General features: G+C 29.5%; 20 protein-coding genes. All 20 read left to right on the top strand.

Features of this window, described 5'->3' with window-relative positions:
* Window positions 1-92 precede the first annotated feature (92 nt).
* On the top strand, window positions 93-1,688 hold the full coding sequence (aceB, locus tag MC378_RS01090; protein ID WP_242176863.1) for a malate synthase A: 1,596 nt from the start codon (window positions 93-95) through the stop codon (window positions 1,686-1,688).
* Between the two features lie 86 nt (window positions 1,689-1,774).
* Window positions 1,775-3,412 carry an isocitrate lyase gene (locus MC378_RS01095; protein ID WP_242176864.1) on the top strand — a complete coding sequence of 546 codons (1,638 nt, stop codon included), beginning with the start codon at window positions 1,775-1,777 and terminating at the stop codon, window positions 3,410-3,412.
* A 262-nt stretch (window positions 3,413-3,674) separates the two neighbouring features.
* On the top strand, window positions 3,675-5,018 hold the full coding sequence (locus MC378_RS01100; protein ID WP_242176865.1) for a coiled-coil domain-containing protein: 1,344 nt from the start codon (window positions 3,675-3,677) through the stop codon (window positions 5,016-5,018).
* Window positions 5,019-5,312: 294 nt separating this feature from the next.
* A complete protein-coding gene (locus MC378_RS01105; RefSeq protein WP_242176866.1) occupies window positions 5,313-6,353 on the top strand; it encodes a hypothetical protein in 1,041 nt (346 codons plus the stop codon).
* Window positions 6,354-6,423: 70 nt separating this feature from the next.
* Entirely contained in the window at window positions 6,424-8,379 is a 1,956-nt protein-coding gene (locus MC378_RS01110; protein WP_242176867.1) for an AAA family ATPase, read from the top strand.
* Window positions 8,369-8,956: a GDP-mannose pyrophosphatase NudK gene (gene nudK, locus MC378_RS01115; protein ID WP_242176868.1), complete on the top strand. Its 588-nt coding sequence runs from the start codon at window positions 8,369-8,371 to the stop codon at window positions 8,954-8,956. The genes MC378_RS01110 and nudK overlap by 11 nt, the downstream gene beginning before the upstream one ends.
* Window positions 8,950-9,396, top strand: a complete 447-nt coding sequence (locus MC378_RS01120; RefSeq protein WP_242176869.1) for an RDD family protein — start codon at window positions 8,950-8,952, stop codon at window positions 9,394-9,396. Before nudK ends, MC378_RS01120 begins: the two co-directional genes overlap by 7 nt.
* Complete coding sequence (locus tag MC378_RS01125) at window positions 9,389-10,624, top strand: DUF6638 family protein (RefSeq protein ID WP_242176870.1); 1,236 nt, start codon at window positions 9,389-9,391, stop codon at window positions 10,622-10,624. The genes MC378_RS01120 and MC378_RS01125 overlap by 8 nt, the downstream gene beginning before the upstream one ends.
* A gap of 42 nt (window positions 10,625-10,666) precedes the next feature.
* The gene (locus MC378_RS01130) at window positions 10,667-11,179 is read left to right on the top strand and encodes a hypothetical protein (protein ID WP_242176871.1); all 513 of its coding nucleotides are present in this window, start codon (window positions 10,667-10,669) and stop codon (window positions 11,177-11,179) included.
* Window positions 11,179-11,364, top strand: coding sequence for a hypothetical protein (locus tag MC378_RS01135; protein WP_242176872.1), 186 nt, complete (start codon window positions 11,179-11,181; stop codon window positions 11,362-11,364). Before MC378_RS01130 ends, MC378_RS01135 begins: the two co-directional genes overlap by 1 nt.
* Before the next feature lie 76 nt (window positions 11,365-11,440).
* Entirely contained in the window at window positions 11,441-13,132 is a 1,692-nt protein-coding gene (locus MC378_RS01140; protein WP_242176873.1) for a prefoldin domain-containing protein, read from the top strand.
* 252 nt (window positions 13,133-13,384) lie between these two features.
* Window positions 13,385-13,780, top strand: a complete 396-nt coding sequence (locus MC378_RS01145; protein ID WP_242176874.1) for an OsmC family protein — start codon at window positions 13,385-13,387, stop codon at window positions 13,778-13,780.
* A gap of 55 nt (window positions 13,781-13,835) precedes the next feature.
* Entirely contained in the window at window positions 13,836-14,369 is a 534-nt protein-coding gene (locus MC378_RS01150; protein ID WP_242176875.1) for an NADPH-dependent FMN reductase, read from the top strand.
* 3 nt (window positions 14,370-14,372) lie between these two features.
* Window positions 14,373-14,621 (top strand): glutaredoxin family protein, encoded by a 249-nt coding sequence (locus tag MC378_RS01155; RefSeq protein WP_242176876.1) that lies wholly within the window; start codon window positions 14,373-14,375, stop codon window positions 14,619-14,621.
* Window positions 14,622-14,644: 23 nt separating this feature from the next.
* Complete coding sequence (locus MC378_RS01160) at window positions 14,645-15,082, top strand: MarR family winged helix-turn-helix transcriptional regulator (RefSeq protein WP_242176877.1); 438 nt, start codon at window positions 14,645-14,647, stop codon at window positions 15,080-15,082.
* 48 nt (window positions 15,083-15,130) lie between these two features.
* Entirely contained in the window at window positions 15,131-16,000 is an 870-nt protein-coding gene (locus tag MC378_RS01165) for a pirin family protein (protein WP_242176878.1), read from the top strand.
* 12 nt (window positions 16,001-16,012) lie between these two features.
* Window positions 16,013-16,720 (top strand): pirin family protein, encoded by a 708-nt coding sequence (locus MC378_RS01170; protein WP_242176879.1) that lies wholly within the window; start codon window positions 16,013-16,015, stop codon window positions 16,718-16,720.
* 114 nt (window positions 16,721-16,834) lie between these two features.
* Window positions 16,835-18,859 carry an NADPH-dependent 2,4-dienoyl-CoA reductase gene (locus tag MC378_RS01175; protein WP_242176880.1) on the top strand — a complete coding sequence of 675 codons (2,025 nt, stop codon included), beginning with the start codon at window positions 16,835-16,837 and terminating at the stop codon, window positions 18,857-18,859.
* Between the two features lie 32 nt (window positions 18,860-18,891).
* The gene (locus MC378_RS01180) at window positions 18,892-19,425 is read left to right on the top strand and encodes a hypothetical protein (protein ID WP_242176881.1); all 534 of its coding nucleotides are present in this window, start codon (window positions 18,892-18,894) and stop codon (window positions 19,423-19,425) included.
* A 74-nt stretch (window positions 19,426-19,499) separates the two neighbouring features.
* Entirely contained in the window at window positions 19,500-19,682 is a 183-nt protein-coding gene (locus MC378_RS01185; protein ID WP_242176882.1) for a CAL67264 family membrane protein, read from the top strand.
* Window positions 19,683-19,729: the final 47 nt, after the last annotated feature.

Genomic DNA, 19,729 nt, shown 5'->3' on the forward strand with positions numbered 1-19,729 from the left:
ATATTAATTTTTTACATATTTAGCGAACGTTCGCTTGTAGAGTTCAAAAATTATTTATATAATTGCAGTGTAGAACTTAAACTATTCTAATTATGGAAGAAAGTGTTATTGCAAAAGGTATTGATTTTAAAGGGTTTAATATTGATGATTATCAACAGGTTTTAACAAGTGATGCGCAACAGTTTTTATTGGAATTGCATCGTAAGTTTAATCAAAGAAGATTAAAATTACTGAAAGCAAGAAAAGTTGAGCAAGCTTATTTTGATGAAGGAAAATCCCCTTCTTTTCCGAAAGAAACAAAGAATATTAGAGAATCTGATTGGGTTTGTGCGGAGTTACCAGACGATTTATTAGATCGTAGAGTAGAAATCACTGGACCAGTAGATAGAAAAATGGTTATCAATGCTTTAAATTCTGGGGCTAAAACATTTATGGCAGATTTTGAAGATAGTAACTCGCCTAATATAGAAAATAATTTAGAAGGGCAGATTAATTTAAGAGATGCAGTTAATAGAACTATATCGTTTTACAATGAAAAAAAGAATAAAACTTATTCATTGAATGAAGAAGTTGCAACTTTAATTGTGCGACCAAGAGGTTTACATCTCACTGAAAAGCATTTTTTAGTAGAAGGAAATGAAATGTCTGCTTCTTTAGTGGATTTTGGTTTGTTCTTTTTTCATAATATTAAAAAGTTACAAGAACAAGGTTCTGCAACGTATTTTTATTTACCAAAATTAGAGCATTATTTAGAAGCTCGTTTGTGGAATGATATTTTTGTGTTTTCACAAGATTATTTATCGATACCTCAAAAAACAATAAAAGCAACTGTTTTAGTAGAAACGATAACGGCTAGTTTTCAATTAGATGAAATTATTTACGAACTAAGAAATCATATGGCAGGTTTAAATTGTGGACGATGGGATTATATTTTTTCTTACATAAAAAAGTTTAGAAATCACCCAGGTTTTATGGTGCCAAATAGAGATCAAGTTACAATGAACTCTCCTTTTATGCGAGCATATTCTTTACTTGTTATTCAAAAATGTCACAAGAGAAATGTACATGCAATGGGAGGAATGGCTGCTCAAATTCCTATTAAAAATGATGATGAAGCCAATCAAATAGCATTTGCAAAAGTGTATGCAGATAAAGAGCAAGAAGTTAAAAACGGTCATGATGGTACATGGGTAGCACATCCAGGATTGGTTGCTGTAGCTATGAATGTTTTTAATGAGAATATGTTAACTAAAAATCAAATTCATATTGCTAGAAATGATGTAAAAATTTCGGAAGAAGATTTAGTTGAAATTCCAAAAGGAACCATTACAGAAGAAGGAATTAGAAAAAATATAAATGTGGGTATTTTATATATAGAAAGTTGGTTGCGAGGTAATGGTGCAGCAGCATTGTATCATCTAATGGAGGATGCTGCAACAGCTGAAATCTCTAGAACACAAGTTTGGTTATGGTTGCATAAAAATGTACAAATAGAAGATGGAAGAAATTTTAATTTGGCAATGTATCAATTGTTTAAAAGAGAAGAATTACTAAAAATTAAAAAATTAGTTGGTGAAAATAAGTTTGTAAACGGAAAATTTAAACTTGCTATTGAGTTATTTGATGATCTTGTCTTGTCAAAAGAGTATAAAGAATTTTTAACACTATCGGCATACGATTATATATAAAAAAAATGTCTCGCAACTACGGCAATAGATTGCGAGACGTAATTATCAAAATTTGGAATAACCTTAATAATTAAAAAAACAAAATTATGAAAAATTTATCACAAAGTAATTATAGTTCAGCTCTAGAAACTGTAAGAAATCTGAAAGTAAAATATGGTAATTCTTGGAACTCAATAAATCCAGAGAGTGCGGCAAGAATGACAGTTCAAAATCGTTTTAAAACGGGTTTAGATATTGCTAAATATACGGCTGCTCTTATGAGAAAAGATATGGTAGAATATGATGCAAACTCATCAAATTACACACAATCTTTGGGTTGCTGGCATGGTTTTGTGGCGCAACAAAAAATGATTGCAGTTAAAAAACATCATAAAACAACAAGTAAAAAATATTTGTATTTATCTGGTTGGATGGTAGCTGCTTTGCGTTCGGAATTTGGACCTTTACCAGATCAATCTATGCATGAAAAAACAGCTGTACCAAATCTTATTGCAGAAATTTACGATTTCCTTCGTCAAGCTGATGCCATCGAATTAAATGATTTGTTTAGAAGATTAAGAAATGGTGAAAATGTTCAAGATCAAATAGATAATTTTGAAACACATATTGTGCCTATTATTGCAGATATTGATGCAGGGTTTGGTAATGAAGAAGCTACTTATTTGTTAACAAAAAAAATGATTGAAGCTGGAGCATGTGCTATTCAAATTGAAAATCAAGTATCTGATGCAAAACAATGTGGACATCAAGATGGTAAAGTAACTGTTCCTCATGAGGATTTTATTGCGAAGTTAAACGCTGTTCGTTATGCGTTTTTAGAATTAGGTGTAGAAGACGGAATTATTGTTGCAAGAACAGATTCTGAAGGCGCTGGTTTAACACAAAAACTTCCTGTTAGCCAAGAATCTGGTGATTTAGCATCTCAATATTTAGCATTCGTAGAAGCGGAAGAAATAGCGATTAATGATGCTAAAGAAGATGATGTGTTGCTTAAAAGAGATGGGAAATTAGTGCGTCCTGTAAGGTTGCCAAATGGATTGTACAAATTTAAAGAAGGATCTAATATCGATAGAGTAGTGTTAGATTGTATTACTAGCTTACAAAACGGTGCAGATTTATTATGGATAGAAACTCCAACACCAAATGTAAAACAAATTGCGAGTATGGTAAATAGAGTAAAAGAAGTTGTGCCAAATGCAAAATTAGTTTATAATAATTCTCCTTCTTTCAATTGGACTTTAAATTTTAGAAATCAAGCATTTGATGAAATGCTTGCAGATGGAAAAAATATGACAGCTTACGATAGAAATAATTTAATGGATGCACAATATGATGGATCAGAATTATGTCATCTTGCCGATGAAAAGATTAAAAATTTTCAATTAGATGGAGCAAGAGAAGCAGGAATTTTCCATCACTTAATTACCTTACCTACGTATCACACAACTGCTTTACATATGAATGATTTAACAAAAGGTTATTTTGGTGAAGATGGTATGTTGGCGTATGTAAAAGATGTTCAAAGACAAGAAATTAGAAAAGGAGTTTCTTGTGTAAAACATCAAAGAATGGCAGGTTCTGATTTAGGTGATGATCACAAAACATTTTTTGCAGGAGAAAAAGCATTAAAAGCTGGTGGGGTAAATAATACGTCCAATCAGTTTGAAGTTAATTTAGCCAAAGACAAAGAAATAGAAGAAGAATATGAAATGGTTATTTCATAATAATCCATATTAAAATAGAATGCAATTTGTTCTCATAAAAACTTTTTTTGTTTGTTTAATTTGTTGACGTGAGAACTTTTAATAGTTAGTTGTATACCTCTTTGAGAAATCAAAGAGGTTTTATTTTTTTTAAAAAATAAAAAAGATGTAACAAAAAGCAATTTATGGATACATATAATTATACCATTATTCGTTTTTATTAAAAAAAAATAACGAAATTGCTTGTCTAAAAATTGTTCAACTATAAAAAACACACATAACTATGTCTGATGATTTTGATTTATTAGAAACAAATTCCAACCCAAAAGCTGAAAAAGTAGATGTAAATTGGGGGAAAGCAATAGATACCATGAAATCTAAACTTTCTCAAGAAGAAGATCCAGAAAAACGTCAGAAAATATTAAATGCTACATTAGATGACGTGGTGCATATGGCAGAAAAAGATAGAACCACCTTGTTAGACGCAATTAAAGATTTAACAGATTACCAAGAAGAAGTTGGTATTATGTTCGAAAAATTTTCATCTTTAAATGCATCAGAACAAAAAGTAATTGATGATGCTCAAAAAGCATTAGAAAGAGCAAGAGTGGAATTAGAAGATGCCGAAAACAAACCAGATACTTGGTGGAACAATTTATGGGGCAGAAAATCTAAGATTAAAAAAGAACAAATAGAGTTTAAGGAAGCAGAAAAAATACGTGCTGGTGCAGATAATAAAGCAAAAGCAATGTTTCAACAACGAATAGAAAGTGCAGATATTCAAACATTATTAGGAGAGCTTTCTTATAAATCTCAAGCAGCAGTTACGCGTTTAAAAAACAGAGAAGTTGAAATCAAAGAAGTAGAAGAAAAGTTAAAAGATGCTATTGTAGAAGCTTCTAAAAACCACACCAAAGCTTTAGAGAAAAAGAAAGAAGTAGAAGATAAGTTAGAAGAACAATATGCGCTTTTAAAACAAGCACGTCAAGAATTAGATGAAATTGCAGACAAACAATCTACTGCCTATTCAGAAGCAATTGGTAAAATGACAAGCATCGAACAAAAAGTAGAAGAATTAGAAGGTCTTAAAAATGCTTACACAACATTGGCTGCTAGTAAAGATAGTTTTGTGCATAAACACAATTTAACCATTAAAGTGTTGACTTCTTTGCGTTCTAATTTACAAACACATAGAGCAAAATTAAAATCAGATACAGAAGAAAGGTTAAAGTATTATGATGGTTACGTAGTTGCTTTAAAGGCAAGAACAGATCAAGAGTTTGCAGCTATTTTAGAGCATTTAGGTGTAAAAACAGATGAGCATATTGGGGAAACTTTGGCTTCTATGCATTCTGCAAGTGCTAGAGCTCGTCAAGAAATGATGGATAATATTCCTGTTCACGAAAAAGTAATGAAAGGTGTTTATAGCACATATGCTGAAGCTTTACAGGAAATTCGTGAAAAAGATATTGATATTCAAAAGAATTTTGCAGATCGTTATGGAATTGATATGAAAGAGATTTTTGAAGATTATTACAAAGCAGATAAGGAAGCACCAAAAGCAGATGATAATAAAACTTCTGAAGCTCCAAAGAAAGATGTTTCTAATGATGATTTGTTAGGATAAAATGGTTTGTAGTATTCAGTCTCAGTTTTCAAGTTTCAATTTTGATGAAAAAAATGAGAATGAAAACCACTACAAAAAGAGTAATTTGGGCGTTACCCCAATGTAAAAATTGGGGTCAGGCTTTACATTATATCTTTTTTGTGAAAAACAAAAAAGGATGCCATTTCAATCCTTAACGCGGAGTCGTTCGTTAATTAAATTGAATATTAAAAAGAAAGTGAAAAGTTTACAGAAGTAGTTTATAGTTATAAGTTGACTGAAAACTGTAACTGAATACTGAAAACTAAAATAAGCATGATTACAACACCTTTAGATTCTGCACTTTTAGATTCGAAAGAACAATATGTTTTTTATCATAAAATGGTAGATTTTGTATTAAAAGAACTCATTGTAAGTGTACAACAAGAACAATTATGTACGCATCAAGAGTTGTTACTTTTTAAACAATATTCAGATTTACTTTTATATTCTATCGAAGCTATGCGTATTAAATATATGTATGATGAAGAAGATAACATGAAAGTTGATTTAACAGATTCTGGATTTCCAAATTATTTAGAGTTTCGGTTTTTGTACAACGATTTAGAACTAAAAAACGATTATATAGATAATTTAAAAGATACGGAAATTCTAAAAGCAGAATTTTTAAATACACTTTTACATAAAAAACAACCTATTAAAAGGTTAGATTTATTTAAAGCTTCGTCTATTGTTTATTATACTTCTGTAGAAAAAAAATACATTTTTAATCGATTTGTACAGGGTAAAATTATAACAGCAAAAGAAGCTGAAAATCATCAATATATGACAAGTTGGAGTTTTTATGACGTAAGTCATAACCGCCCTTTTATTTGTTATTTATACTTTGATTATGATGGTAAAATAAATAAAGAAAAAATTTATGAAGTACTAAAAGAAAGCGCAGATAGAGAAATGTCTTTAGACACTATGGCGTATAATATCGATCGGAAATTATCAAATATTCATCCAAAACATATTAAAAGAATAGATTTGGGGCCGTTTCATAATGTGTTTGCAAAAGATGAAAATGAAATTACACATACTATTTTAAGCGGAATTGCTAAAAATGAAATTCCTTTAGAATCATATGCCTTGTCCTTAAAAATAGATGAGGTTTTTTCTGGAGATACGTTTACAGAAGGAGGTTTTTTCTCAAAACAAACTATGCAAAAATGGAGTGAAGTCATTCAGCAAAAATACGTTTTAGCTCCCCACAGAATTATTCAATTATTATATAATCAGACACCAAATACTTTAAATAAATTGGCAAAACCGCCTATTGAGTTGGCCAGTTTGAAAATTGATAAAATATAAAGTTGGCAGTAACAGGAGCAGTTTTCAATACTGCTTACTATAACTGTATATTGAAAACTAAAAAAAAACTATGCAAAAAAACTCAACTTTTCCTATCAAACAAAATGAATTAGATATGCTTCGAGATGAAGCTTCTAGTTATTTAAAAAGTATTCAATGGGAGCAAAGTAATAGGGCTAAAAATAAAGACGCAAAAGACAATTCAATTTTATTGTATTTGTCTAGGGCAAACTCTGGATCTAATATCGAAGTTACTTCAGTTTCTAGAACTATTTTAGCTTTAAAAAAACGATTATTACCAGATTCAATTGCAATTCCTGTTCACTTAAATCAAACTTTATTTGCAGTTCAAGAAGGATTAACTTTAGGAATCTGGATCAAAGATTCTTATTATGATGCATCTGGATTATCGTCTTTAAACGAAAGAAAATCAGCTTTAGATTCATCAGGCAAAAGAGAATTTGAAAGCAAAATGCAAACAGCAACAGCTTTTCAATTATTTGCTATTTCGTATAAAATTTTACATGATTTAAAGCCACATGCTTCAGACGATTTATCTGTGATGAAGCAAAAGTTTGCTGGCATTCCAGAAGTTTCTTTATTATCACCATCAAAAGGAATTGCTTGTACTTTGTTTTATTTTGATAAATATTTGGGACACCCTGATATTGTTAAATCTGATAGAGATGTTATCGATTTTACAGTAGTTTATTTTGAAGCTTTGATAGATGAAATTCAGTTGCGAAAAAGCAGTTTAGAATACACAGAAACCATAGAAGATAGAACTTATAAATTAGAAAAATCTGATTTTGCTATTTCTGGTTGGAATAATGTTTTTTCTGGAACGGCAAAAAGTATAGAGTTCAATAAAATTCAGTTTGAACAAATTGTAGGTAATAAAGATGCCAAACATTTTGCACGTAGATTAACAGAAAGAATGCTGAGTTATGATTTTGAAGCAAAGAAAAATCCATTTCAAGAATTGGGAGGATTTATGCCTGTTTTTATGGGATATGGAATTCCTGGAACAGGAAAAAGTATGCTAATTGCTGCCATTGCAACTCGTTTAAAAGAGCATTCAGAGAATTTAGACATTCCGTTTTTATTTCATCCAATGCCAGACACACTGATTTCTACTTTTCAAGGAGGATCTGCCGAAAAAATGGTAGAATGGATGAAGCCAATGCAAGATCCAACAAAATTAATTTTTGCGCCTATAGATGATGCAGAAAATAATTTGCAAGAAAGAACTGCTCAAGGAGTTTCTGCAGGAGTGAAAGAAGTAATTGGTGTTTTCTTACGTTATACTGAAGGTGCTTATGCCGTAAATTATGGAAATTCTTCTATAGGATTATTTACCAATTTACCAGAAATGTTAGATAAAGCGGTAATTTCTAGAGTGCAAGGAAGATTTAAAATTGATGGGGCAAGAACAGAACACGATTTTTTAGATCAAGATTATATTTGGTGGAAGAAATTTGAAAAAACAATTCCTGATTTTGTGAATATGCAAAATCCATCAAATTATCAATTTTTGAAAGATCAAGGATTGGCAAAAAACATGGGAGATATTTTAAATTCTGTAGAAAAACCATCAGAAGAAAGAGTTTTAGAGGCTTATGATAAAGCAGAAAATACACATAGAACTAACGAGCATTTATTCTTTGCCAATTTATATAAAGAAATTCAGAAAATATTTCCATTCTTTTCATCTAGAGATGTTCGTAATATTCAATCTGCAATTTCTTTACGTTTAACAGATTTCGATTTAGAACCAAATTGGTTTGAGAACCCTGAAATTTATTTCAAGCAGAAATACGAAACTAAGTTTAATATGTTGCAAGAATTGATGAAAGCAAACATGAAAGGTTTAGATTTTTCAGAAATAAGAAGACAAGAAGTAGTAAGATATTTAGATAATGTAGCAACAATTGCAGATACTGACTTTAAACGAAAAGTTGATGCAAGAGTAAATCAATTAAATATAGATTTAGAAGCTAGAAATACTTTTGAAAGTGAGCGATAAAAGAATTAAAAATATAAAGAAAGAGTTGTTGTCAGATAATTGGTATACACTTAACAAGTTTACTTTTGATTTTCAAATGAATAATGGAGATTGGGTAACCCAAATTAGAGAATGTTATGATCGAGGAAATGGAGCTGTAATTCTTTTGTATAATCGAGAGAAACAAACAGTTATTTTGGTGAAACAGTTTAGAATGCCAACCTATGTAAATGATAATAAAAATGGTTTTTTAATTGAAGCTTGTGCAGGGGTTTTAGACAATCATAATCCCGAAGATTGTATAAGAAAAGAAGTTGAAGAAGAAACGGGGTATAAAATTAAAACAGTACAAAAAGTTTTTGAAGCTTATTCTTCTCCTGGTTCTGTGACTGAAATTTTGCATTATTTTATTGCAGAATATTCAGATCAAATGAAAGTGAGTGAAGGAGGAGGTCTGGCAAGTGAAACAGAAGATATTGAAGTTTTAGAAATCCCTTTTGTAGAAGCAATTAAAATGATTTCTTTAGGTGAAATAAGAGATATTAAAACAATTTCATTATTACAATACGCACAGGTTAACAGATTATTAGAATGTTAGAAGAATTTGAAAATTATTATAAGAGATTTGAAAAAGCGAGTATTGGTAGAAGAATTGTAGCCGCTTTTGTCGATTTTTTTATTTACTACTTAACAGGGGTAATATTAGGGTTGATATTTAATCCTGAAAATAATAGTATTTTTAGTTATCACTTAGAAGGAATACCTGCTTTAATAAGTTTTTGCTTATTGTTTTTTTTATGGCCAATAAGTGAAGGTATTTGGGGACAAACAATTGGAAAACGTTTTTTAGATATAAAAGTTGTAACTAAAAAAAATGAACCTATAACAATGGGGCAAGCTTTTATAAGGTTCTTTTTAGGTTTTCTAGACTTTTTTTTATTGATAGGAATTATTGTAGCAGCTTTAAATAAAGACAACCAAAGAATTGGAGATGCAGCTGCTGGAACTTTTGTTGTAAAAAGTAAATATAATGGATAGATTAAAACAGGCCAATTTATATAGAAATGAGCTAATTTCTGTAAGTGGAAAATTAGTTGAGCGTTATAACAAATGTTTATTAAAACTAGGTTTAACTACTTCTAAACTAACAACGTTTTCTATTGATGGAATTGGTTGGAGCCCCGAAATTGCTGAAGAAAAAAAGGATACAAACTATCTTAATAATGGGGAGGCAAATCCTAATGGAATCATTATTACACCTTTGCAAAAAGGAATTGCTATTTATAATCCGTTTCATTCTTTTGATAAAGAAATGATGAAAGCGGTCTTTAAAAAACATGGAAATAAAATCACAGATATTACAAGAGACTCTGCTATTTGTGTAGAATTCGATCAAAATATTGATGTCTTTTACGAACCTTTAGATGTGTTAAAATATAAAGATATTATTATTAAATTTCATCTAATTGATAATTTAGACAAAGCAAAAGCAGCACAATTAAAGCTTGTAGAAGAATTTAACAAAGACAATAATTTTATTGATGAAGATCTGCATCAGAAATTATTAGTTTCAGCAAAAAAACATGGAGATTTAAGAGAACGAGATTTAGAGTTAGAAGATATTTTATTTACTACAGATTCTTTTTATACAAAGGCTTTTGGCGGAATTTACATTTTAAGAGATTTTATAGAACCTATTTTAATTTTTGAAAATGAAACTACTTATAAAGAAGCAATAAAAGATACAATTTATGAAGTTTTAATGTATCATATTTCCCATATTGAGTTGATAGATAAATTAAAAAAACATCTTATAATTGAGTGTGATTTAAAAGAAGAAGTCCAATCAAAAAGATACGACAGAATTAAGAAATTTACTTTTTCTACTTATTTAAAAGAAACGAATCATCCAATAAAAAACATCTTACAAGATCAGATTTTGTTTAAAAGTTACTTAAATAAAATTGCTATTTCAGATAGAAAAAAAGTGATGGGTTTAGAAATCTATTTAGAGAAAAAGAAAATATCTAAAAATATTAAGGTTCAAGATATTGTAGATCAAGAAATCTATTTTGCTTTGCACAAACCACATTCTTCTTTAAAAGCAAATCATCAAGATTTAATTTGGAATTTATTAGTCAATGTAGTTTCAATAGATGTTTTGTTTTTATATTGGTATGATAAAGAAGATTTTTATCAGCAATATAAAAAATTAGATGATTCTATGAAAGATTGGGTTATTGACACCATTTGTAACAATTTTTAGAAAAAATAGATTAATTTTATACAGAACCAGAAAATTAAGAACATGACATTAGAACTCATTATATTTATTGCCTCAATAGTATTTGGAATCATTTTATATTGGAGAGAATCTCAAGGAAATAGCTTCTACCGTTTTTTTAATAAATTAATGAACTCTAAAGAGCTACAAATGAAAGCAACTGATAAAAAAGGATTCTTTTATCAGCAAAGTTTTTTATTAAGATTAGTGTTTATCATGTCTTTTTTTTTAATAGTTATTTTAATAACTCGTTTTTTAATACCTATTGATTTAGCTACGATTTCCTTATTTTCATCAATGATTTTTGGCACCTTAATAGGAACTTATTTTGCTGGTTTTATTTTTAAATCATCAGAAATAATTGAAGAACAAACAGATTCTTTAGAAGATAAATTTCAAGAAGTTATAGAAAAAGGAAAAGACTTTATGGAAGATTTGCAATCTAAAGAAATAGAAAATAAAGAAGTAAAAAAAGAAGTACCTAAAACGGAAGAAAAAAGTGCAAGAGAACGTTTAAAAGATAAAGGTTTATTATAATGGGGAATAAAGTAAGATATTATGTTTTATTTGCTGCAATTATTATGATGATAGGTCAATTTTTTATTTCAGATTACAATCACTTTTTTGGATGGAAGAACTTGTTGCCTTTTATTTCTCTAATTTGTATAATCATTGCAATGTACGGTAGTATTATTCATGTAAGTAAACATGGCGAAAATTAGTCGTTATTTAAAATATAAAACACAGTTACTCACACTGTAAATTTCTTCTTTTTAGAAGATTAAGATGGGGATAATTATGATTAAAAACTATTGGAATAAAGGAGCAAAACAGAAAAAAAGAATCATTTTTTTTAGTCTTATTTTATTAGGTTTATTATTCTTTTTAAGAGATGATTATCAACCTGTATTATTGTTTTTTAGAAAATTTATTTTCATCATTTTATTATGTTCTATTGTGTTGTTTTTGGGTTTAAGAAAATTCAGAAAATCTGCAATTACCGGGAAAAGATTAGGCATATTATTTCTACTAACATTATTTTTTGGTGCGATTTATTTGGTAGGTTTTCACTTTAAAATGTATGATTATATGAAAACATATAATGTTTTTAATAATTTAAATCGTATAGAAATTGTTGAGCTGCCTTTAACTCAGAATGAAAGAATCCAACCTTTAAGAAATATTTTCTCGATGGCAAATGAATCTGTAGGAGAAACAAAAGATGTTTCCCTTCCTCATTTGGTTAGAGTTGATGGAAAGAATCAATGGACAATGGCAATTCAGCCTACAGAAAAATATGTTTGGCAAGGAATAAAAGACAATACAGAAGAGGTTTTTTCTGTGTCAAGTACAACACCTTTCCCGCGTTTTTCTAACGAAAATAGAATTCCTGTAACATTTTCTATTGGAGAGTCTTTAAAGTTTAGTAGAAATACTTACAATGCAGTTGTGCAACGTTTCAATCCTTGGATGTTATTTAATTACGAACCAAGTGATACGTTTTATATGAAAAATGATGCAGGTGCTTGGGTAGAAGTTGTAAGTTTGATAAAATGGAAAGGTTTCTTTTTTCCTTATCCAACTTTTGGTGGTGTGATGGTTGTAGAAAATGGGAAGCATAATTTTAAAGATTATTTAGAAAGAATTGCAATTGGAAAAGGAACATTTATTTCTCCCGAAGAAATGAAAAATCACGAGTATTTAACTAAGCAAAATACCTTAGCAGAAAAAGTTTCTCGTTTACAAGCAGAAAGCTTAAAGTTTTTAGCAGGATTTTCAGATCCGCTTCCTTGGAATATGAAAAGTGCTGTAAAGATTCCGAATGCACCTAAAGATCAAAATGCACAACCTTATGTTACCGATTTCGATTTTTCAGATACTAAAACGGATGCATTTAGTGGTTTGTATCATTGGTTTGGATTAGAACCTGTTGGTAATGAAAGAACGAGTTTAAGTTACAGCGTTTTTATTCCTGCAGATGGAACAGATAAAATGTATTATTACGATCATGCATCTAAAAAACAAGGATATGCAGGTGTTTCTGCAATGCCTTTAAAAGTAAAAGAATCGAAAAAAGAATACGATTGGAGTTCTAATACTCCAGTAGAGTTTAGACCTTATATTAAAAATATTGCTGGTAGAAAGCGAATGTTTTTTTTGGGAACAGTTTCTACAATTAGCGATAATAATCCAGAACAGTTTGATGGTTCTGCAACACCAGATTTAGCCTTAGTGGATAGTGAGTACAGAGATGTTGTTTGGATCAATGCAAAGAAACCTAGTACTTGGAATGAAGAGGTGTATAATCAACTAAATGAAGCTTGGAGAACGAGTGAAGGAGCAAATGTTTATTTTGAGAAAGAGAAAACTATTTTAGAGAAAAATAAACAAATATTAGATTCTATAAAGATAATTTCTAAACAAGAAAAAAATATAAAAGAAATTCAACGACTTCAAAAACAAATAGATTCTATTAAAATTAATCAGTAATTTTCATTGTAGCTATTTCCTGCTTTCCGTTTTATCTTTTTTTGCGAAAAACAAAAAAAGGATACCACTTCAATCAGGGCTAAACTTGTTTACCAATTTTAAGCAATCTATTTTTTAAATACTTTTTAAAATATTTCCTTGGATTTATTTTCCTTGGTAAATAAAATTTTATTTTGTAACTTTGTTAAGAATTTAAATATTCTATTAGAGAAATAATCGTTTCTTTAATAGAATATCAAAAACAAAAATAAAATGGAAAATACTGTTGCATCAAAAGTTACTTTAACGAATCGTAATTACTTAGCAGAGGCTAAAGCTAGAAATCATTTTTTAACGATTGATGAACCCGTTACTTCTGGAGGTGATAATAATGGGCCAACTCCTGTAGAATATCTATTAACAGCAATAGGGGGTTGTGTTTCTATCACTTTAAGAATGTACGCAGAAAGAAAAGGTTGGGATGTTGGTGAAATTAATGTACATGTTTCTCAATTAAAAGACGAAACGGGTTCGTATTTAAACGAAGAAATTTCGTTTGAAAAAGAAGTTACAGAAGATCAGAAAAAAAGATTATTAGTAATTGCAGGGAAATGTCCAGTTGCCAAAATGGTAAAGGGAGAAACTGAAATAGTAAGTAGTATTCAGTAAAATTAGTTGCTAGTTCGAGCGCAATCGAGAACAAGTTTTAAAAAAAATATAATAAATGAAAAAAATATTAGCATTTGCAGGAAGTACAAGTTCAACTTCTATCAATAAAAAATTAGCAACATTCGCTGCAGAAAATCTACAAAACACTTCTTTCGATATTATTGACTTAAGAGAATTTACGATTCCTGTTTTTAGTGAAGATGAAGAGAAAAACGGTTTTCCAGAAGATGTAAAGAAATTTACTTCTTTATTAGATCATTATGATGGCTTTATTTTATCATTAGCAGAACACAATGGTTCTTATGCAGCAGCTTTTAAAAATATATTTGATTGGAGCTCTAGAATTGATGTAAAAATTTTTAGAGATAAACCATTATTATTAATGGCAACCTCTCCAGGAGGAATGGGAGGTAAGTTTGTTTTAGCAGCAGCAGAACAAAGATTTCCAAGACAAGGAGCAAAAGAATTAATTACTTTTTCTTTACCTAATTTTTACGATAATTTTAAAGATGATAAAATTGTAAATGAAGATTTGTTGTCATTATTGATAGAACAAGTACAGCAATTTGAAAACTTGCTAAATCTATAAAAAATGAAAATTGTTTTATACGGGAAAAAAGGACATGCATATACAGTTGCATTTAAAAATTTTTTAAATTCAACAGATGTTCCTTATGTTTATAAAGACCTTTCTAAAGACGTAGAAGCTAGAAATCACAGTAAAGAACTGTATGATGGTGTGGTAAAATTTCCAACTTTATTTGTAAATGATTTAATTTACCGTACACCAACAACAGAAGAATTTAATAAAATAATGCAAGATTTAAAACTAAGAGCTTAGTTTTTTAAACTAAATAAATTATTATGGGAGACATTTCAAAAGATATAAAATCTAAGTTTGATAGCAATAAGTTAAAGGCTTTAATTAATATAAAATATACGTCTAATTGGTTAAATAGTAAAGAAAATGAGTTTTTTAAGCCTTATGGAATTTCACCTCAACAATACAATATTTTAAGAATTTTACGAGGAGCTAAAGAAAGAATTAAGGTGCAAATTGTAAAAGACAGAATGATTGAAAGAGCACCAAACGCAACTCGTTTAATGGATAAATTATGTGATAAAAATTTAATTGAAAGAGAGCGTTGTGAACATGATAGAAGGGTTGTGTATGTAAAAATAACAGAGCTTGGACTAAAATTATTATTTACCATAGACAATAATAAAAACATGTCTTTTTTAGACAAGATAACAGAAGAAGAAGCAATTGTTTTAAGCGACTTATTAGATAAAATAAGGTAAAAATTTGTCAATATATTTTCCTTGGAAAATAATTTAAACAAAACTAAAGTGAAAAATTTAAAAACAATAGAACATAAAGTCGAAAGTCCTTTAGTAAATATGGGAGCTATAAAGTTACGTCAGCCATTACCTTCAGATGGCGTAGAAAATGTAGATCCATTTTTATTATTACACCATTACGGGCCTTATGCAATTTCAGAATTTAATAATCCTTTTGATTTAGGTCCTCATCCTCATAGAGGTTTCGAACCTATAACACTTTTGTTTAAAGGAGAGCAATTGCACAGAGATTCTTTGGGAAATGAAATGATATTAAAAGCAGGAGGAGTTCAATGGACAACTGCTGGTCGAGGAATTATTCATGCAGAAGCACCAACCAAAGAGTTTGTAAAAAAAGGTGGAGATTTAGAAGGTATTCAATTATGGGTAAATCTTCCTGCAAAAGATAAAATGTTAACACCTCATTATCAACATTTAAAAAAAGAGCAAATACCAACAATTTTTTCTGAAGATAAAGCAGTACAATTAAATATTATAGCAGGACAACAAAAAGGTGTTTTTGGAAACATCAAAACGCAAACAGAAGTAAATGTTTTTACAGTAAAAGCAGATGTAGGTGGGGAAATGGAGATTGAAATTCCTGAGAATCATCAAGCTTTGATTTATTTGTTAGATGGTGAACTTTTGGTAAATAATTCAGAAACATTAAAAAAAGGAGAAAATCAAATGATTACCTTTAGTCAACTTGGAAATACAATTCAATTTACAACAAAAAAAGCAAGTACAATTTTAATTTTATCAGGAGTACCTATTCAAGAAAAAATTGCTCAATACGGACCCTATGTTATGAATTCTCAAACCGAAATATTAGAAGCAATGCGAGATTATAAACAAGGTAAAATGGGGTATTTATATTAATTTAAATTTATAATGAAAACAATATTACATAAAGCAAATACAAGAGGCTACGCAAATTTCGGTTGGTTAAAATCATATCATACATTTAGTTTTGCAGGTTATCAGAATAAAGAAAGAATGAGTTTTGGAAGGTTGCGTGTTTTAAACGATGATGTGGTTCAGCCAAAAATGGGTTTTGGAACACATCCACATCAAAATATGGAAATTATTTCAATACCAATTTCTGGAGCACTTTCTCATAAAGATAGTATAAATAACAAACGTTCTATTGAAGTTGACGAAGTTCAAGTAATGAGTGCAGGAACAGGTTTAACGCATTCAGAATTTAATGATAGTAAAACTAAAGAAGTCAACTTTCTTCAATTATGGATTATTCCAGAAAAAGAAAATGTTACTCCATATTACAATCAAAAAAAGTTTGATCCAATCGAAAGAAAAAATAAATTTCAAATATTAGTTTCTCCTAAAGATCAATTAGTTGAGGGGGCTCTTCCGATTAATCAGCAAGGATATATTTCTATGATAGATTTAGATAAATGTGTTGAAACTGAATATGAATTAAAAAATGGAGCTTATTTTTTCTTAATTGAAGGTGAAATTTCTGTTGCAGATATAACTTTAAATAAAAGAGATGCTATAGGGATTTCTGAAGTAAAAAAAGTCTCTATCAAGGCAAATAAATCTAGTAAATTATTAATTATTGATGTTCCTATGAATTAATAGAGTTTCGTAATTTAGAAACCAAAGAATCAATTTCTTTGGTTTTTTCTTTTCAAAAAATAAACATATCTTGCAAAGTATTATGCGTGCATAATAAATTTAATTCCAAATAACATGAAATATAAGCACATTTTTGAACCTTTAGATTTAGGATTTACAACCTTAAAAAATAGAATTTTAATGGGGTCTATGCATACAGGTTTAGAAGAAGAAAAAAATGGATTAGATAGAATAGCAGCTTACTATGCAGAAAGAGCAAAAGGAGGAGTTGGATTAATCGTTACTGGAGGAATTGCACCCAATGTTCAAGGTTGGACAGGTCCATTTGCAGCAAGAATGTCTACAAAAAAACATGCAAAACATCATCAAAAAATTACAGCAGCAGTTCATAAAGAAGGGGGTAAAATTTGTATGCAGATTTTGCACTCTGGTCGTTATGGATATCATCCATTTAGTGTTGCACCTTCTAAAATACAATCGCCAATAACACCTTTCAAACCTTTTAAATTAACACAATCAGGTATTAAAAGAACTATTAATGATTTTGTAAACTGTGCAAAACTATCTAAAGTAGCAGGTTATGATGGTGTTGAAATTATGGGGTCTGAAGGCTATTTAATTAATCAGTTTATGGCAAAAAGAACGAATAAAAGAACAGATTCTTGGGGAGGAGATTATGAAAATAGAATGCGTTTTCCAATAGAATTGGTAAAACAAACTCGTGAGGCTGTTGGTCAAGATTTTATTATAATTTATAGGTTGTCAATGTTAGACTTGGTAGAGAATGGAAGTTCTTGGGAAGAGGTTGTTCAATTAGGTAAAGAGATTGAAAAAGCAGGAGCAACTATAATAAATACCGGAATTGGTTGGCACGAAGCAAGAATACCAACAATTGCAACATCGGTACCAAGAGCAGCATTTACTTGGGTTACTAAAAGAATGAAAGAAGAAATTAAGATTCCTTTAATTACTTCTAATAGAATAAATATGCCCGAGACTGCAGAGAAAGTACTGGCAAATGGTGACGCAGATATGATTTCTATGGCACGCCCTTTTTTAGCTGATCCAGAATGGGTAAACAAAGCGGAGCAAGAAAAAGCAGATGAAATTAATACTTGCATTGGATGTAATCAAGCGTGTTTAGATCACGTGTTTCAACAAAAAGTAGCAAGTTGTTTGGTAAATCCAAGAGCTTGTCATGAAACTGAATTGGTTTATAATCCAACAGATAATAAAAAGAAAATAGCTGTAATCGGTGCAGGTCCAGCAGGATTGGCAGCTGCTACAATTGCAGCACAAAGAGGTCATATTGTTACTTTATTTGATGCTGATAAAGAAATTGGCGGTCAATTTAATATTGCAAAACAAATTCCAGGTAAAGAAGAGTTTTATGAAACCTTACGTTATTTTAATAAACAAATTGAATTGTTCAATGTAATTGTAAAATTAAACACAAAAGTTTCTACAGAATATTTGTTAAAATCTGATTTTGAAGAAATTGTTATTGCAACAGGGATTAAACCAAGAGAGTTAAAAATAGAAGGAATTGATCATCCAAAAGTATTAAGTTATATAGATGTTTTAAAACTGAAAAAACCAGTAGGGAAACGTGTTGCTGTAATTGGAGCAGGAGGAATTGGTTTTGATGTTTCTGAATATTTAACACACGAAGGAGAATCTACATCAAAAAATATTGATGCTTGGTTAAAAGAATGGGGGATTGATAAATCTTTAGAAGCAAGAGCAGGTATTGAAAATGTAAAACCAGAATTTGAAGCATCACCAAGAGAAGTCTTTATGTTTAAAAGAAGCAAAGGTAAATTTGGAGGGAACCTTGGTAAAACTACCGGTTGGATTCATAGATCTACTCTAAAGAAAAAGAAAGTCCAATTTATTGGAGAAGTTTCTTATACAAAAATAGATGATGATGGTTTGCATTATATACAAAATGAAGAAGCAAAAGTTTTAGAAGTAGATAATATTGTTATTTGTGCAGGACAAACTCCGTTTAAAGAATTATATCAACCTCTTTTAGATGCTAATAAAAACGTACACGTTATTGGTGGAGCAGATTTTGCAAGCGAGTTAGATGCAAAAAGAGCTATAAATCAAGGAGCAAGATTAGCTGCTAAACTCTAAAATTCCTTACTTTTGTAGTAAATTATTAAGAAATGAAAAAAATACTAGTTTTAATTATCATATTTCAAAGCATTTTAGCATTTGCTCAAGAGGCACCAAAAATGATAAAGTTCAATGCTAAAAATGCAGCCAATATTTTTTATTATGATTTGGATGAAGTTCCTAGTAAAATCAAAGTAAAGAAAGATGAAGTTAAGAATTCTACAAAAAAGGCTTTAAGAGTCTACAATGACAAAGTAAAAAACATTTCTTTTTTAAATTTTCAAAAACTTCAAGAATTAGAATTATTTGTGAATACAATAGGAAAACAAGCTAGATCAAATCCAGATTTAGCAATGAATATAAGAAAGAAAATAGAATTAACCATATTACCTATTAGAGATTCTATAAAAAAAAATGAAGAGAAATTAAACCAAACTTTAGAAAGTTTTTTATCCAAAAAACAAAATAAAAAATGGATAAAATATCAAAAGAAAAAGAAAAGAAGTTTACTTCCTAAACAACCAGAGCAAAAAGGTGTACAAAGAACAAGAGCTCCTATAGGTCAAAGGAATGGAAGGTATTAAAAACATTATTCTATTTTATAAAATCTCCTTTATTTTTCAGATATTTGTTAATTATACAAACTAATTAATGAATTATGGGAATGAATAAAAATACTGTCCTTGGTTGGGCTACTTTTATAATGATATTTGTAGGATTAGCTTTAATTGCATTAGGAGCCTTTAGATACGATGATGTTGCAGGTTGGGGATTTGCAGCAGTTGGTATTGGTTTTTTTGCAATTGCTTGGGTTTTTAATGCCTTAAAAGGAAGGGTATAACAGTCTACACATTTTTAGTAGCAATTTTCAATTTAAATTTTATAAAA

The sequence above is a fragment of the Polaribacter marinus genome (assembly GCF_022662535.1).
Classification (GTDB): Bacteria; Bacteroidota; Bacteroidia; order Flavobacteriales; family Flavobacteriaceae; genus Polaribacter; species Polaribacter marinus.

Bases quoted from the DNA above. Each gene is read 5' to 3' on its own strand.
- MC378_RS01105 (WP_242176866.1), top strand. From the start codon at position 5,313: ATGATTACAACACCTTTAGATTCTGCACTTTTAGATTCGAAAGAACAA.
- MC378_RS01180 (WP_242176881.1), top strand. From the start codon at position 18,892: ATGAAAAAAATACTAGTTTTAATTATCATATTTCAAAGCATTTTAGCA.
- MC378_RS01100 (WP_242176865.1), top strand. From the start codon at position 3,675: ATGTCTGATGATTTTGATTTATTAGAAACAAATTCCAACCCAAAAGCT.
- MC378_RS01185 (WP_242176882.1), top strand. From the start codon at position 19,500: ATGGGAATGAATAAAAATACTGTCCTTGGTTGGGCTACTTTTATAATG.
- MC378_RS01155 (WP_242176876.1), top strand. From the start codon at position 14,373: ATGAAAATTGTTTTATACGGGAAAAAAGGACATGCATATACAGTTGCA.
- MC378_RS01110 (WP_242176867.1), top strand. From the start codon at position 6,424: ATGCAAAAAAACTCAACTTTTCCTATCAAACAAAATGAATTAGATATG.
- aceB (WP_242176863.1), top strand. From the start codon at position 93: ATGGAAGAAAGTGTTATTGCAAAAGGTATTGATTTTAAAGGGTTTAAT.
- MC378_RS01120 (WP_242176869.1), top strand. From the start codon at position 8,950: ATGTTAGAAGAATTTGAAAATTATTATAAGAGATTTGAAAAAGCGAGT.
- MC378_RS01160 (WP_242176877.1), top strand. From the start codon at position 14,645: ATGGGAGACATTTCAAAAGATATAAAATCTAAGTTTGATAGCAATAAG.
- MC378_RS01135 (WP_242176872.1), top strand. From the start codon at position 11,179: ATGGGGAATAAAGTAAGATATTATGTTTTATTTGCTGCAATTATTATG.
- MC378_RS01145 (WP_242176874.1), top strand. From the start codon at position 13,385: ATGGAAAATACTGTTGCATCAAAAGTTACTTTAACGAATCGTAATTAC.
- MC378_RS01140 (WP_242176873.1), top strand. From the start codon at position 11,441: ATGATTAAAAACTATTGGAATAAAGGAGCAAAACAGAAAAAAAGAATC.
- MC378_RS01130 (WP_242176871.1), top strand. From the start codon at position 10,667: ATGACATTAGAACTCATTATATTTATTGCCTCAATAGTATTTGGAATC.
- MC378_RS01125 (WP_242176870.1), top strand. From the start codon at position 9,389: ATGGATAGATTAAAACAGGCCAATTTATATAGAAATGAGCTAATTTCT.
- MC378_RS01150 (WP_242176875.1), top strand. From the start codon at position 13,836: ATGAAAAAAATATTAGCATTTGCAGGAAGTACAAGTTCAACTTCTATC.
- MC378_RS01095 (WP_242176864.1), top strand. From the start codon at position 1,775: ATGAAAAATTTATCACAAAGTAATTATAGTTCAGCTCTAGAAACTGTA.
- MC378_RS01170 (WP_242176879.1), top strand. From the start codon at position 16,013: ATGAAAACAATATTACATAAAGCAAATACAAGAGGCTACGCAAATTTC.
- MC378_RS01175 (WP_242176880.1), top strand. From the start codon at position 16,835: ATGAAATATAAGCACATTTTTGAACCTTTAGATTTAGGATTTACAACC.